This window comes from Vibrio sp. UCD-FRSSP16_30 (genome assembly GCF_001676025.1).
Classification (GTDB): Bacteria; Pseudomonadota; Gammaproteobacteria; order Enterobacterales; family Vibrionaceae; genus Vibrio.
Genome location: NZ_LZFW01000003.1, coordinates 124283 through 139171 on the forward strand (window position 1 = coordinate 124283; position 14889 = coordinate 139171).

Consider the following 14889-nt stretch of genomic DNA (forward strand, 5'->3'; position numbering starts at 1 on the left):
TACAGCCTATTGGCTGTATGTGCTGTGAGTAAATAAACCACTAATCTGAGTGATCTGCGTGGTGTTACTGCTATTTGTTATCGTCTACAGATTGGGTTTTTTCCGCAGGCACTAGCGTGGCATCTATCCAGTTATTGGTGGTTAAGATCTGCTGCGCCATAGTATCGATTTGCGCCGGTGTTACGCTGTCTACCCAGCTGAGGTAATCGTCTACTGAGGTTAAGCTGTCACCATATTGCGCGGCATCTGTTAGGTAGTTGATTTTTTGACGATCAGAGATGTTGTCAGGAGTAAGCGCGTTTTTAGTTTGAGCGATGACTTCAGACAATTCTGTTTGCGTTACGCCTTTTTCTAGTACTTCATCGATAACTGCTGAAGCTCTGCCTTTTAACTCTTCAATGCGCACAGGATCGTGGCTATAACTGATCATGCCGTACGCTTGGTTGCGATCGCGATCGAGCTGAATAGCAAAGCGCACCGAGTACACGCCACCGGCAGCTTCACGTAGAGACTCACGTAGGCGGTTTGATATCACTCGGCTGAGTAAATACGCCTTATCATCACGCTCAGTACTGTAGGTAAAGTCTTGATTAAACATCAGTGAGGTAATACCCATCGGTTCTTCACCAGCGGCAATTCTGATTTCATGCTTGCCGCTGCCTAATGGCGGTAATGGCAATTTAGAATAAGAAGTGCTTGATGGCAGTGAACCGATGTAGCGCTGTGCCAGTTGGATGATGTCTTCAGGCTTGGCGTTACCCACCACGATCAGTTGATGACCCTTAGCACTGGCAAAAACTTTATTCCACGCATTGAGTAAATCAGTGGCTTGAATTTTCTGTAGTTGCGGTTTGGTTAAGCTCAAACGCTCAGGGTTATTGACATAACGTAGCGCATCAATCGCTGAATTAAATTGGCCGTTTGCGCTGATCTTTCGGTTATCAATACTGCGCTTCATCAACACTTTCGATGTTTGCCAAATCTCTTTATCGATCTGTGGTTCTGTGATTTGCAAATAGAGGTTTTGTAACCAGTTTTCCAGTGATTTTTGATCGGATGTACCAATGAACCCGTGGCTATTTTGATTAATGAATGGGAACAGTTGGTTAGCGTATGCTGCATTTAAAATAGACAGCTGATCGCTATTAAATCCGCCATAACCAAACTTGCTCATTTGACGAAGTTGCAGGGCAGTAGAGCGTTGCTCTAGTGGAAGATGTTGGCTTCCGCCCCAACCGCGATAATCAAGACGTAATTGATTACCTGTTTCATCACTGTACTCGAACCAGACTTGAGCGCCGTTGGCCAATGTCCAGAAGTGAACCCCATGTTGTTGTTTGTGCGCGACGATTTCAGCTTTTGCTGGGATGTGCTCCATTAATTGTTTATCTACCTGCACTGCTGCAATGGCCGCTGGTGGGTTGGCTTTTGCTTGTTGCCACGCCTGCTTAAACTGCTCTGTTGTTGGTAGGTTTTGTGTATGATCTTGTTTTACTTGAGCAATAACCAATGGATTGAGGTTGAATACCATTTTCTTTAGGTGCGCATCCACTTCTTGTAAGGTAATGCTATTCACCAGGCTTTCAACGATCTGTGCCTGCTGCACTGTGTCCACAAGAGGGGATTGTGAGCGTAGGCGGTTAAACGTTGACATCATTTCACGGCGGTTGGTGGTATCGCGTAGTGAGTCGGCCATTTGGTGGTAGCGACTGATGACACTTTGACGAATTGCCGTCACGTCACTTTCGGCAAAACCATGCTCGGAAAAGCGGCTAAGCTGATTAAATGTTTCTTGGGTACTGGCAAGATAGTTGCTGCCATTGAGCACGACCATTAAACGATTATTACGATAATGTGTGGCCATCGGGCGGCTCATCATCATCATTTTGCTGATGTTTTCGGTTTCGACATGGTATTGCTCACGCAGACGCTTATTAAATACCTGCATCGTAATGTCGTTGAGCAGCTTTTCTCTTAGTTGTTGTTCTGTATGAGGTGAGGGTTGCGGCTCTCTAAAGTTAAAAGAAAGTACTTCAGTATTGATTTCGTTATCCGCAATGACCTCTAAGCGCACTGTATTATCAAGGGATACGGTCAAATCTGGGCGAGCAGGCAACTCTTTTGCTGGAATTTGTGCAAAGTACTGATTAAGCATTTTTTCAACTTCGGCTTTATTGGTTGCGCCAACCACAATTAAAGTCATGTTGTTTGGGTGGTACCAATCTTGCCAAAAGGCTTCGATGCGGCTGGCATCCACATTACGCACTAAATCCATATCACCAATGGGTTCACGGTCGCCAAAACGGCTACCTGCCAACATAATCTGGCGGTTTTCTTTACCTAAGCGAGCCATCATGCTTAATGTTGAACGCCACTCTTCTTCAACTACGGGACGTTCACGTTCAAGCTCATCTTGTTCAAATACCACAGCGCTCGCTTGTTGAGCCAGCATATTAAAGCCTTCACTGAGCATGTGTTCTGAGCTATCAGGCAAGTGCAGGAAATACGATGTAGTGAAGTACTCTGTCATTGCGTTTACATCGCGGCCAAACACCATCCCTAATGATTGCTGATGTTCAATGAGCGTGTTGGCTGGGAATTGCTCAGTGCCGTTGAAAGCCATGTGCTCAACCAAATGCGCAATGCCCTTTTGATCGTCTTCTTCTACGAGAGAGCCTGCATGAACAACAAGCTGTAGAGAGACTCGATTTTTAGGTCGGTCATTTTCGATGAGGATGTAGCGCATACCATTGTCAATCTCACCTTGAATAACATCTTGGCGTATCGGTAGTGGCGTCTCTGTGACTTTATTGGTGGTTTGCTGGCAGCCGGTTAGCGCGATGCATGCTGCAATAAATAATGGTATAGATTTCATAAGATAATGGCGCAGAAACATCTGCGCCGATCCTTTGTTGGAAATGAAAAGGCTCGGTAGTATCGAGCCTGAATATTGTGCTTTATGGTGTTAGTTGCGTACGCTGACGTTTAACCAAACTTGTCGACCAGAGTTGTAATGCTCATCGGGAACAACAGTGCTTCCAACGCTAATTCCTGAAAGAGAAATGACCTCTTGAGTGTTTAATACGTTGGTTACGCTAAGCCCTAGCACAAGGTGATCGTTAAGCTGGGTTGGCGTCCAGTTAATCGCCATATCCCATGTAATCAACTCATCAAGCTCTGTGGTTTCAAGGATATTGACGGTTTCTGGCTGGCCATCAATATCAATAGAGGTAGCTCCGGTATAAGCCGCGGCTTTCTTACCGTGTTGATAATTTACGCGGTTATTCCAAACCAGCCCGGCATTCGCCCAGAACATATTCAAATCTAAGCTGCTTTTTAGAGGCGATTGATAGCCACTGACGTCCATTTCGCTATAGCGAACCAGTTCACCATCCAGCATGACCCATTCATCTTGGAAGCCAGCGCCTAAATCATTACCTTGGTCGTAAGTGCCTTTTAGATCGCCATAGCCTCGGCGATAGTTGTAAGCCGTTGTCCAGTTTGCACTTAGATATCCGCCAGCCAATTCATAAGGACGCTTGGTTGAAATATCCAAACTGACAATATGGTTATCACTCTCTAAGTTATTGTGAATGGTTGCACTGCCCGTAGTAGCGTCAGAAGAGTAAGTAATGCCATCTCTTTGCATGCGGAAGATGTAGGTAGTGTTGATGGCAAAATTGTTGATATCGATTGCCCAAGAAGCCGTGAGCTCGTCAGAGTAAGGAACATCAGCACTATTTAGGTCTAAGCTATCGAAGGTTTCAGTGCTAGCACAGTCAAGATTATTTTCATCTAAGTTGCTCCAGTCGCCATCAATTGGAGTACAAGTGCGTGATGTTGAACGATACTTTCCTTGTTCTGATTCTAGTGCCCAGCCTAATAGGTTTGCGCTGTAGTAGCGGTTCGCACCTAACGTAATTCGGTTGGTGTTGACCAAATCAAAGTCCCAGCTGGTGGTAAAGCGAGGCGAGAATACAGTGGTGTCGAAAACGCCTAAATGATCAACTCGTCCACCCAGATAAACACCCAAGCGATCCCACTGCATTTTGCTGTCAGCAAATAAGCTGTACTGCTGCGCATCCACATCATAATTTGCGGCACTGTTACGTGTTAATGTGGAAATTGACGCACTGCCAAACATATCTAAATACTGGTAGGCAACATGATCGTCTGCACGCTCAACATGCGCTTGCTGATGGCTGACCTCAACACCAAAACTTGGCTGAAATTCAACGCTACCAAGGTATCTTGGATCAAAGTGGAATGCCGATTTGTACTGATATGAGTCTTGTATTTGTTTTAAGTTACCGTAACTACCTTGGTTATAACTGTTAAAACCATTGGCATCTAAAGTCATAAACACAGCAAAGTAATCGGTATCAGCCTCACGCTCATCAATAAGGTGATCGTAAGAAAGAGAGTTGGTCCAGTGACCATTTTCTAACATATAGTCAACTTTGAATGTGCCGCCGATACCTGTATGGGAGTTGACCGTTTCACTGCCACTTTGCACAGCATTATCGTCGCTATTGGCATCATTTAAGAAACTATTGCTTTTGTGTCCAGCATAACGAAAGTCGGTGGTAGTGAGCCATGCTCCAGATTCCCAAATATGGGTAATGAAGAGGTTATCCATGTTTTGATCCACATCTTCGCTATTGGCAAGGGGGATCTCAGAGGTTTGATGGCTGACATTAAGCGCTAACTTTTGCGTATCACTGATGGCGCCACCGACATGCAATGAATGCATTCTTTTTTGGAATTCAGGCTGATATTTTCCCGACCCGTCAATAGGTGTTCCGTAGTCATCTTGGAAGTTTGCCCCCACTTTTTGCGACGCATTCCAATCACTATCATTCATGCGATAGTTGTAGTCGATAACAAATTCGTCGGTAGGCTTACGAATATGCGCATCAACGATACCACCAGTGAAACCGCCGTATTCTGCGCCAATGTTATGATCGAGAACGTCTACACTATCAATCAGATTGGTATCAATGAAGTAGCCTGATGTATGCCCTGAAGTAAGAGAGGTTGGTGAGCCATTACTATTACCAAAGGTCGCAGTATTGTTTACACCAACACCATCAATGGTGTATTTGGTTTGCTGAGGTCTAGCGCCAGAGAGTGAAATTTCATCCGGTTTTAGATCGCCACCTTGCATTGAGTCTTGTGCATCATTGATGCCGACTCTAGGTTCATGTTTGAGAGCTTCTGATAGGGTTGGGTTATCTTTTGGTGATTGCTCAAGCTCTAAACGATCAACGGTCAGTATGTTGCCGGTAACGACAATCACTTCTTGATCATTATTTTCTGTTTGAGAAACCTGTTCGACTTCTGATTGTGCCGAAGCGTACCCACCATACAGTGCGGTCATTATCCCTAAAGCCAGTGTGGTTATTTTGTTATGACGATCCATAAATCCTACAACTTTTAATTATGAAAGAGTGTTTGATAATCATTTACGTCATAGACAGATATTTAAACTGAATTACTAACGCTTATGCAAATCATTATCATTTATATGCTCATCATCCACACTTAATCGTTGGCCGCAAGGATTCATTCATAATTGTTATGGTTGGCTCATGTTTTTATTCATAAATTTGATATCAAGACGGTTTTTTCTGAGGTGTTGAATAGAATTTAAACACTTAACTATATGAAATATAGCGTGTTAAGTTTGATTGTTGACCAAATATGTATCTAGAAAGAATTGGCTTGTTTGGTGATGAATGGAGTTTTGTCTTTAAAAGGTTGAGTTAGTTTGATATCGGGTATTTTGTACAGAAGAGGGAGGTATTTGATAAACAACCGCTGTCGTGTCGGTTATTTTTAGATGGCAAGATATGTAAAGCTTTGCTGTTCATATTAATGACGTCAGTGAGCTTGTATTGTTAGGCAGTGATCCTAGCTTAGGTTATGAATTTGCGCATTGTTTAGGGCAGTATCTATTTTGTGGTGGTTGCGGTGCCAATACAAACAAATCGCCTTGCCACATTTTTAGATCAAAACACCATTTAGCGAACTCTTCACGCTCAGGTCGAACTATTTTCATATCGATACAGTGTTGGCCACAAAATGACTCCCAACTTGTTGGTTCTAGAAACTGTTTAGGATCGGTTTCTAATAGATACTTTTCGATGAAGCGCTTTCGTTTTTTTGCTTCTTGTTGTTGAGATTCTGATAAGAGTAAAAAACGTTTTGATGCATAAGCCATAGGGGAATACTGCCAATTGATAAGTTATTGATCTCTAGATTAGTGTCTGTTGGGATAAAAGTGCAATCTTTACTCATGAATTGAAGCCGATAGCGTGATGGAGTAGACATTAGAATGAAAGATGTTTTCAGCAATTAGGCGCACTTTATTAACATTTTGTATCATTTGGCAGGAGTTTAATTATTGTCTCTGAATGTTTTAAATAAGACATGAGTTTCTATTTTATTCAGGTTTTATTCAGTTTTTTGGGCAAAAAAGTGGTGCAGCTTTACTTTGTTAAACGGAAATCAGTGAGCTGAATATTTACAGTGTAAATCTGTTTATGAGGCTGAACTTAAGAACTTTGATAACTATCTTTTAATTAATCATTATTTCGTTATGTAAATCAGATGTTTACTATACTAAAAATTGCAACGGTTTTTAGTAAGCCAAACAGTGTCATCGGAGAGGATAAATGAGATCAGCAAAGAAACAATATGCTGTTATAGGCTTAGGACGGTTTGGTATTTCGGTATGTCGGGAATTAAGCCGTGCAGGGGCGCAAGTATTAGCCATTGATATTGATGAAGAGCGTGTCAAAAGCGCTGCAGAGTTTGCAACCGAAGTTATTGTGGCTAACTGCGCTCAAGAAGAAACAGTTGCAGAGCTAAAGCTGGATGAATATGACATGGTGATGGTGGCTATTGGCAGTAATATTAATGCCAGTATTTTGACTACCTTGGTGGTCAAGGAAGCACATTGTAAAACCGTTTGGGTGAAAGCGAATGATAAGTTCCATGCCAAGATATTACATAAAGTAGGCGCGGACAGAGTCATCATGCCCGAAAAAGAAATGGGCATTAGAATTGCCAACCAAATGATAGATAAGCGCGTAAAAGATTTTCATCCACTAGGCAGCGGCCTTGCACTTACCGAAGTGGTTGTCACCGCTAAGATGCTGGGAAAGTCACTGGCGGACATGGCACTTTGCCGTGAAGAGGGAGTCAGCGTGATTGCCTTAAAACGTGGCCCAGAAGTGATTTCATCCCCAAGCTACAAGAAGAGCTTAGAAATCGGTGATGTCATTATTATTGTTGGCCCAGAAACGGCTCTAGCTCAAAAACTGCGTACGTTATGATCCCACGAATTCATCAAAGTCGAGTCTATAGCTTAGGCCAAGAGAAAAAGGGCAACATTGGCGGAGAGCCGAGAGTTATTGTTGTTAGCTTTCTTATGATTTTGTTCCCTGCCGCTGTGTTATTAACGCTACCCGTCTTTTCCGTATCTGGGCTATCAATGACCGACGCACTTTTTACCGCGACATCGGCAATTAGTGTGACTGGGCTAGGGGTTGTCGATACCGGTCAGCACTTTACGTTAAGCGGCAAGATTTTGCTGATGATTTTGATGCAAATTGGTGGATTGGGTCAGATGACACTGTCTGCGGTATTGCTGTATATGTTTGGGGTACGGTTATCATTACAACAGCAGGCATTGGCTAAGGAAGCGCTAGGGCAAGACCGCCGAATTAATCTGCATGGGTTAGTGAAGAAGATCATCATTTTTGCCTTGGCTGCCGAATTTGTCGGTTTTGTGGTGCTGAGTTTTCGCTGGGTACCTGAGATGGGATGGAGCACGGGCATGTTTTATGCGCTATTCCATTCTATTTCCGCTTTTAATAATGCGGGTTTTTCTCTGTTTTCAGATAGTTTAGTCGGCTTTGTTGGCGATCCTGTGGTGATCAGTTGTTTAGCCGCTTTATTTATTTTAGGTGGCCTCGGCTTTACCGTTGTGGGCGATTTATCGACAAACCTACATAAAGGCTTTAGACAACTGCAACTACATACCAAAATCATGTTAATTGGTACGCCAATATTACTGATTGTCGGAACCTTAGCTTTTTGGTTGTTAGAACGACATAACATGGCGACGTTGGGTAATTTGTCGATGTCTGAGCAATGGCTGGCAGCGTTCTTCCAATCGGCTACCGCTCGAACCGCAGGTTTTAATAGTATTGATTTGTCGGCACTGACCGCTCCAGCCATGCTGTTTATGATGTTGCTCATGCTGATTGGTGCAGGTTCTACTTCTACAGGTGGCGGTATTAAGGTATCGACATTTGTGGTTGCGGCAATGGCAACGTGGGCTTTCCTGCGTCAGAAAAAACACGTGGTGCTTTTTCATCGCACAATAGGAAGTCAAACCATCACCCGCTCACTGGCGATCATCGTAGTCAGTGGCATTTTGCTATTTCTTGCCATGTTTGCATTGATGATTACCGAGCAAGCACCGTTTAAAGTGGTTATCTTTGAGACCATCTCTGCTTTTGCAACCGTAGGGGTCAGTGCAGGTTTAACCGCGGAGCTATCAGAGCCGGGCAAATTTATCATGATTGTAGTGATGATTATCGGCCGAATCGGCCCGCTTACCTTAGCGTATATGTTAGCCAGACCTGAGAAAACCTTAATTCGCTACCCAGAAGAACCTGTATTTACGGGTTAGCATCCCATCCCTTCTGCGAACAATACACGATCAACTATTTATAATGATCAGTACATAATCAAGGATTCTCACTGTAGTGGTGTTAATCCTTGATTACGTTTAGTATTGCTCCCTCGCAACCCCTTTTAAATAACCTAGTAAGTTGCTCTGGTTTAATGATTAATATGAGATACGTATGTCTGGTTTAGCCAATACAGTGGTGGTTTTTGATTTTGAAACAACAGGTTTGTCACCGAATATGGGTGATAGAGCCATTGAGATTGGTGCGGTTAAGTTAGTTGATGGGATTGTGGTGGATACCTTCCAACAACTGATGAACCCAGGCTTTAGAGTGAGCTCTTTTATTGAAGGGTATACTGGGATCTCTAATGCGATGCTTAATGATGCGCCAAGTTGTGGCGTGGTGATGAGAGAGTTTGCCAAATTCATTAAAGATTGTGATTTAGTGGCGCATAATGCCTCGTTTGATAAGCGATTTTTAGAGGCTGAATTGTCTGCCATTAATGTGGATTGTACGGCTCAATATGCCTGCTCAATGTTAATTGCACGTCGCTTATATCAAAATGCACCGACTCATAAATTGGGTGATTTAATTCGTTACACCAAAATTGAAAATGATGGCATTTTTCACCGGGCATTGGCAGATTCTGAAATGACAGCCAAGCTGTGGTTGGTAATGCTTGAAGAGTTACAGCAGCACGGTGTACATAACCCTGATTTTTCGTTCATGCAAAAGTTAGGTAAAACCAGTAAAAGTGCTGTCCCCGTTTTGTTTGCTAAACACGCCTCACGATAATATTTGATCACAGCATTGAAATTGTCGCTTTTTATCTGCGTCGTAAAGCCTATAGCCTAAAGTTTATAACCTAAAATTTATAACAATGAGAGACATCATTTTTATCTGTCGACGAATGGTGAAGTGACGACCATTAAGATATGATTCTCTCCCTCTTTTTTGCAGCCAACAATATCGGTATAGCTATGTTTTCTTTTTCTCAGATCCCTGTTGGGGTTCGGTTTATGCTGTTGTCTGCTGTCGGTTTTGCACTGATGTCGGCGTGTGTTAAATACATTAGCAACTATGGTATTCCTGTCTTTGAAATTGTCGCCGCTCGTGCCTTGGTCTCTCTTGTCATTAGCTATGTTGATGTAAAGCGTAAGCGTATTTCGGTTTGGGGAAACAATAAACCACTGCTGTTATTGCGCGGGGTGGTGGGCACTTCGGCTTTAATGTGTGTGTACTATGCGATAACCACTTTGCCTTTGGCAGAAGCGACCATTTTGCAATACGTTCATCCTATTTCTACTGCGCTACTTGGCGTGCTATTTCTTAAAGAGCGGATTCAAAGATCGACATTAATGTGCATTGTATTGTGTCTTATCGGCTTATTTATCATGGTACAACCGAGCATGGCTGAAGGGCCGAGTGAATTGCCTGTGTTTAGCATTATGATTGCATTGTGCGGCGCATTTGGCAGCTCGATTGCTTATGTGATTGTAAGAAAGCTCAGCCAAACTGAAGATAGCTCAGTGATTATCTTGTATTTCCCTTTGGTTGCTTTACCAGTATCTACAGCGCTCATTTGGAATCACTTTGTCTGGCCGAGTGTATTTATTACTCTTATGTTGGTGTTAGTGGGCATATTTACTCAAATTGGTCAGTATGGCTTAACAAAGGCGATGCAAACCCAAGAGGCAGGTAAAGCTTCTGCTTATTCTTATGTGCAAATTGTTTTTTCGGCGTTACTCGGGGCGTGGGTATTTAACGAGATCCCATCCGTTTGGACGTATTTAGGTGGTGGTTTAATTATTACAGGTGCATTAATTAATGTATTTGGAAAGCAAAAAAGAGCCTAGGAGCGAACTCCTAGGCTCAATCTTTATTTAATCAAACCAAACGCTTGCGGTAGCGCTAAGCTGATTGCTGGGATAAATGTAATCAGTAGTAGCGTGACGATTAATACCGCGCAGAAAGGCAGTATGGCGCGTATGACGCTTTCAATCCTTGCTCCGCTGACACTACAGCCAACAAACAAGGCTGTCCCCACCGGTGGCGTGGCGATACCAATACAAAGGTTGAATATCATCATCATTGCAAAGTGGATTGGGTGCATGCCAAGCTGAGTGGCAATCGGCATAAAGATTGGCGTAAAAATCAATACTGCCGGCGTCAAATCCATAAACATACCTACGATGAGTAGAATAATGTTCATCAAAATAAAGATGATGATTGGGTTATCAGAGATAGACAGCATCCACTCACTGATCATGCTTGGTAAGCCGGTAAAGGCCATTGCCCAAGACATGATGGTTGATGCGCCAATCAAAAACAGCATGATACCGGTGATTTCTGCAGTCTCTACACATATCGTTTTCAGTTCTTTTACACCCAATGTTCGATAACAAAGGGATAAGAAAAACGAGTAGAGAACGGCAATACAGGCACCTTCGGTGGCCGTAAAGACCCCACCAATGATTCCGCCAATGACCACAACCACTAAGCCTAAGCTGGGAACGGCTCGCCAAGTAATGATCAATTTTTCACGGATGGTTAATTCAACGTGTGCGCTCTTATAGCCTTTTCTTTTGGCAATAATATACGCCACAACCATACAGCTTAGGCCCATCAAAATCCCCGGCACGTAACCTGCAATAAATAGCGCCGCAATGGATGTTCCGCCACTGACTACTGAGAAGACAATTAACGAGTTACTTGGTGGAATGAGCAAGCCTGCAGGGCATGATGCAACGTTTACCGCCGTTGAATAGGACTTGTCATAGCCTTCTTTTTCTAGCTCTGGCTCAAGGGTTTTACCTACCGCCGCCGCCGCCGCAACCGCTGATCCTGATACCGAACCAAACAGCATATTAGCGATGACATTTACATGAGATAGAGCGCCAGGAAGACGTCCAACTAAGATTTTTGCCAGTTGCACTAACCGTGTGGCGATTCCGCCTCGGTTCATAATGTTACCGGCCAATATAAAGAAGGGGATGGCAAGCAAACTGAAACTGTCTATACCGGTAACGATCTTCTGCCCCGCAGTCATAAAGGCGACATTAGTCGGCAGAATCGAGCACATGATCACTAACGATGACATGGCGATCGCTATTGCTATCGGTACACTAAACGCAATCAGAAATAGAAATAAACACAGTAGCCAAAAGCCAATTGAGATATCCATTACTGTTTACCCTCCTTTGCTGATTGAGTCGGGGCAAAAACTTCGATGCTATTTAAAGCGATATAAGTCAGCATGATGGCTCCAGAAAGTGGCAATATTAGATAAACGTAAGCCATTGGAATTTGTAATGCAGGTGAGAATTGGGTCATGGTGCGACTCATCAACAATAGGCCACCTTTGACCATAGCGAGGCTGATGAAGACCACAGAAACTAAATTAATTAGCACATGGACATATTTTCGATGTTTGGTTTTGACTGAACCAATAAATAGAGTGATCGAAAGATGGCCGTTTTTACCAAATAGATAGCTTGCTCCAGCAAGACCAAACCAAATCATGGTGTATCGAGCGAGTTCATCGGTAAACGAGCTTGGGTCATTAAGTACATAGCGGCTAAAAACCTGCCATGTCACTGTGATCACGAGAGTGACAATGGCCACTCCACAAAAGGTGAGAATAGCTTTATCTAGGATGGTTTTAAACTGACGTAAAACTGAGTACATCTTTCCTCCACGTCAACAACTGTAGAATGAATGAGCCCTCCAAAAGGAGGGCAATTAAAGGAGGTATTGATTACATTGCTTCGATTGAATCGATGTAAGATTTCAATGCAGGATCTTTCTTAGCACTTTCGATCATTGGCAGTACTTTAGCGCGGAACTTGCTTGTATCTACTTCGATGAAAGTAACGCCAGACTCTTTTGCGATTTTCATGTTTTTCGCATCAGTTGCAGCCCAAATCTTGATTTCTTCTTCCATTGATTCAATAGCAGCTTCTTTGACGATTTTTTGCTGTTCTGGGTTTAGACTCGCCCAAGTTGACTCAGAAATCATGATTAAATCTGGAGTCATCATGTGTTGGTCCATCGCGTAAAATTTAGCCACTTCTGAGTGCTTCATTTCTACTAGGCTTGAGATGTTGTTTTCAGCCGCGTCGATGACACCTTGTTGTAGTGCTGTGTACACTTCTGTAAATGGTACTGGTGTCGCGCGAGCGCCAAGCAGTTTAACCATTTCCATCATTGTTGGTGATTCTGGAACACGAATTTTTAGGCCCGCAAGATCTTCAGGAGTCTTAATTGGTTTTGCACTATAGAAGCTACGTGAACCTGAGTCATATAGAGTAATACCAATGAAGCCTTTGCCTTTACTTGATTGAAGTAGCTTCTCTGCTGTTTCACTGCGCATAAATTTGTGCATGTGGTCAGAGTTGCGGAAAAGGTAAGGAATAGAGATAGCTTTGTAAGTTGGTTCAAATGACTCTGCTAGTGAGCCGTTGATTTTAGCCATATCCAATGCGCCAGTAACCACTTGTTCTGCTTGGTCGCGCTCCGATCCCAACATGCCGTTAGGGAAAATCTTAACTTGTAGATCACCGGCTGATTTTTCTTTTACTTTATCAGCAAAAATAACCATTCCGGCGTGAGCTGCACTATCCAAGTTCATTGCGTGACCAAGGGTTAGCGTTTTTGCATTAACTGCGAAAGTAGCAAGTACCGAAGTGGCCATTAGTGTAATGAGGGTTTTCTTCATTCCCATGTTCCTTTTTATGTGGAATTTGATTTTAAGATCCAAACTAACTTGTCTATGTGCACTAGCGTGCACTCAAAGTAATCTTATATGACAAATAGGTGGGTATTTTGGATCTGACTCTCACAAGTAGGAATTGGATAGGATTTATTCGATTTTTACTGACTGGTGTCACATATTTTTGGGGATATTTAGGGCTGGTTTGTATAAAAATAGAGCTTTTTAGTTCTTTTTTGTGTGAATTGACCGCGATTAATAAAGGAAGTGAAAGAAAGTGTAAGTAAATACGAATGTGGCCTGTATGTCGTGCCACACAATTTTAGACCTATTTATGGGAGGATTTTGAACAAATTTCAAAAGTGTGATGCAGGATAAATGTCTTATTTAAAGTCAAGGTCTGTTAGGTATTGTTCGTTGGCAAGATAGAAAAGAAAATCCATTACTTCAATTTCGCAGTATCTTTTGGGCGCTTTAGTTTGTTAAAGCGAATGAAGCATTTGATCCAATATAAGTAGGCTTTTTCTGTTCTGAGGCTGTAGCCTCGCATTCGCATATGTCGTCGAATTTCTTCTAAAACTTGGCTTGTTTTGTCGAAGGGTCAGTCTCGTTTCTTCGAAAGGAGATTAAATAAATCATTGTTAATCATAGAATTAATACTGTTGTTCCTAAGATAACGAGCATTGTTAAAAAGTGATAACACGCACGCTCGTTTTTACGCAAAGAAAGAACGCAGATTTTGATTTGTATTCGTTATATTTCAGTGAGTTATGGTAGTTTAAGTGAAGGTAGGCAAGTAGAAAAGTGAGCCAGCTTGTTATTTAGAATGTTATGTATCAAAGAGGTATAAATGAGTAATTGGAATAAAGTAAAGCAGCTTGTTGATGCTAGTAAGGACTTCATCTTAACGGATGAAGAACGAAACTTAATGCTCAAAGCTGAGCAAAATGCCTATGAAAGAAACTTAATTGAGATTAAAGAAGTTTTAGAACTCGCAGGAAAAAGGCTAAATGGCCTTGGGTTCTGGGTTGAGAACAAAGTATCTAACGAAGGTCTGAGGTTTAGGTTTTCTTTAGCTGGGTATTATGGGCCAGGAGGGTTTAGCACTCAGTATCATATATCTGGACCTTTAGTGTTAGGCATTATCAATCCAGCAGGTGATCCTTTCGCCAGCTTTGCGTATTCCGGTGATTGCGATCAGCTGTTTCGGTTTATTCCGATCACCAGATCCTGCCGTTTTTCTCTCTTCTTATTTTTACTCTAAGTGATCGGATTGCGCCAGTTTTCTCATTGATTCACCTCCCAGTTCTATTCGATGACTATTGTGTACGAGCCGATCCATTAGCGCGTCTGCAACGGTAGCGTTACCGATCATGTTGTACCACTCCTTTACGGGTAATTGGCTGATGACGATTGTGCTGCTGTTTTGATAACGATCTTCAAGCACTTCTAGTAAGTGACCCGCATGCTCTT

General features: G+C 42.7%; 12 protein-coding genes and 1 pseudogene. 5 read left to right on the top strand and 8 right to left on the bottom strand.

The features are described 5' to 3' along the window. Window positions 1-70 precede the first annotated feature (70 nt). The 3 genes from A9260_RS03500 to A9260_RS03510 all read right to left on the bottom strand — a co-directional run bounded on the left by A9260_RS03500 (window position 71) and on the right by A9260_RS03510 (window position 6223). Entirely contained in the window at window positions 71-2896 is a 2826-nt protein-coding gene (locus tag A9260_RS03500; RefSeq protein WP_068696251.1) for a M16 family metallopeptidase, read from the bottom strand. Between the two features lie 69 nt (window positions 2897-2965). After that, window positions 2966-5422: a TonB-dependent receptor plug domain-containing protein gene (locus A9260_RS03505; protein ID WP_068696254.1), complete on the bottom strand. Its 2457-nt coding sequence runs from the start codon at window positions 5420-5422 to the stop codon at window positions 2966-2968. A gap of 501 nt (window positions 5423-5923) precedes the next feature. Next, window positions 5924-6223 (bottom strand): hypothetical protein, encoded by a 300-nt coding sequence (locus A9260_RS03510; RefSeq protein ID WP_068696256.1) that lies wholly within the window; start codon window positions 6221-6223, stop codon window positions 5924-5926. Between the two features lie 454 nt (window positions 6224-6677). Between A9260_RS03510 and A9260_RS03515 the strand changes: the two genes are divergently transcribed. The 4 genes from A9260_RS03515 to A9260_RS03530 all read left to right on the top strand — a co-directional run bounded on the left by A9260_RS03515 (window position 6678) and on the right by A9260_RS03530 (window position 10561). Next, entirely contained in the window at window positions 6678-7340 is a 663-nt protein-coding gene (locus A9260_RS03515; protein WP_068696258.1) for a potassium channel family protein, read from the top strand. After that, window positions 7337-8704: a TrkH family potassium uptake protein gene (locus tag A9260_RS03520; protein ID WP_068696260.1), complete on the top strand. Its 1368-nt coding sequence runs from the start codon at window positions 7337-7339 to the stop codon at window positions 8702-8704. Before A9260_RS03515 ends, A9260_RS03520 begins: the two co-directional genes overlap by 4 nt. Before the next feature lie 175 nt (window positions 8705-8879). After that, window positions 8880-9500, top strand: a complete 621-nt coding sequence (locus tag A9260_RS03525; RefSeq protein WP_068696261.1) for a 3'-5' exonuclease — start codon at window positions 8880-8882, stop codon at window positions 9498-9500. A 179-nt stretch (window positions 9501-9679) separates the two neighbouring features. After that, complete coding sequence (locus tag A9260_RS03530) at window positions 9680-10561, top strand: DMT family transporter (RefSeq protein WP_197485245.1); 882 nt, start codon at window positions 9680-9682, stop codon at window positions 10559-10561. Between the two features lie 23 nt (window positions 10562-10584). On the opposite strand, the gene A9260_RS03535 is transcribed toward A9260_RS03530, so the two are convergent. The 4 genes from A9260_RS03535 to A9260_RS16555 form a co-directional block, all read right to left on the bottom strand. Beyond that, window positions 10585-11889 carry a TRAP transporter large permease gene (locus tag A9260_RS03535; RefSeq protein WP_068696265.1) on the bottom strand — a complete coding sequence of 435 codons (1305 nt, stop codon included), beginning with the start codon at window positions 11887-11889 and terminating at the stop codon, window positions 10585-10587. Then, a complete protein-coding gene (locus A9260_RS03540) occupies window positions 11889-12392 on the bottom strand; it encodes a TRAP transporter small permease (protein ID WP_068696267.1) in 504 nt (167 codons plus the stop codon). The genes A9260_RS03535 and A9260_RS03540 overlap by 1 nt, the downstream gene beginning before the upstream one ends. Before the next feature lie 70 nt (window positions 12393-12462). Continuing rightward, window positions 12463-13422: a TRAP transporter substrate-binding protein gene (locus A9260_RS03545; protein WP_068696268.1), complete on the bottom strand. Its 960-nt coding sequence runs from the start codon at window positions 13420-13422 to the stop codon at window positions 12463-12465. 436 nt (window positions 13423-13858) lie between these two features. Beyond that, window positions 13859-13972, bottom strand: coding sequence for a phage integrase N-terminal SAM-like domain-containing protein (locus tag A9260_RS16555; protein WP_306763662.1), 114 nt, complete (start codon window positions 13970-13972; stop codon window positions 13859-13861). Window positions 13973-14266: 294 nt separating this feature from the next. Here A9260_RS16555 and A9260_RS03550 point away from each other — a divergent pair, with 294 nt between their 5' ends. Further along, entirely contained in the window at window positions 14267-14680 is a 414-nt protein-coding gene (locus A9260_RS03550; RefSeq protein WP_197485243.1) for a hypothetical protein, read from the top strand. On the opposite strand, the pseudogene istB reads toward A9260_RS03550, so the two are convergent. Beyond that, window positions 14672-14889: pseudogene (gene istB, locus A9260_RS16560) on the bottom strand (IS21-like element ISVch3 family helper ATPase IstB); the annotation flags it as partial. The gene A9260_RS03550 and the pseudogene istB sit on opposite strands and share 9 nt — an antisense overlap.

Bases quoted from the DNA above. Each gene is read 5' to 3' on its own strand.
- A9260_RS03500 (WP_068696251.1), bottom strand. From the start codon at position 2,896: ATGTTTCTGCGCCATTATCTTATGAAATCTATACCATTATTTATTGCA.
- A9260_RS03505 (WP_068696254.1), bottom strand. From the start codon at position 5,422: ATGGATCGTCATAACAAAATAACCACACTGGCTTTAGGGATAATGACC.
- A9260_RS03510 (WP_068696256.1), bottom strand. From the start codon at position 6,223: ATGGCTTATGCATCAAAACGTTTTTTACTCTTATCAGAATCTCAACAA.
- A9260_RS03515 (WP_068696258.1), top strand. From the start codon at position 6,678: ATGAGATCAGCAAAGAAACAATATGCTGTTATAGGCTTAGGACGGTTT.
- A9260_RS03520 (WP_068696260.1), top strand. From the start codon at position 7,337: ATGATCCCACGAATTCATCAAAGTCGAGTCTATAGCTTAGGCCAAGAG.
- A9260_RS03525 (WP_068696261.1), top strand. From the start codon at position 8,880: ATGTCTGGTTTAGCCAATACAGTGGTGGTTTTTGATTTTGAAACAACA.
- A9260_RS03535 (WP_068696265.1), bottom strand. From the start codon at position 11,889: ATGGATATCTCAATTGGCTTTTGGCTACTGTGTTTATTTCTATTTCTG.
- A9260_RS03540 (WP_068696267.1), bottom strand. From the start codon at position 12,392: ATGTACTCAGTTTTACGTCAGTTTAAAACCATCCTAGATAAAGCTATT.
- A9260_RS03545 (WP_068696268.1), bottom strand. From the start codon at position 13,422: ATGAAGAAAACCCTCATTACACTAATGGCCACTTCGGTACTTGCTACT.
- A9260_RS16555 (WP_306763662.1), bottom strand. From the start codon at position 13,972: ATGCGAATGCGAGGCTACAGCCTCAGAACAGAAAAAGCCTACTTATAT.
- A9260_RS03550 (WP_197485243.1), top strand. From the start codon at position 14,267: ATGAGTAATTGGAATAAAGTAAAGCAGCTTGTTGATGCTAGTAAGGAC.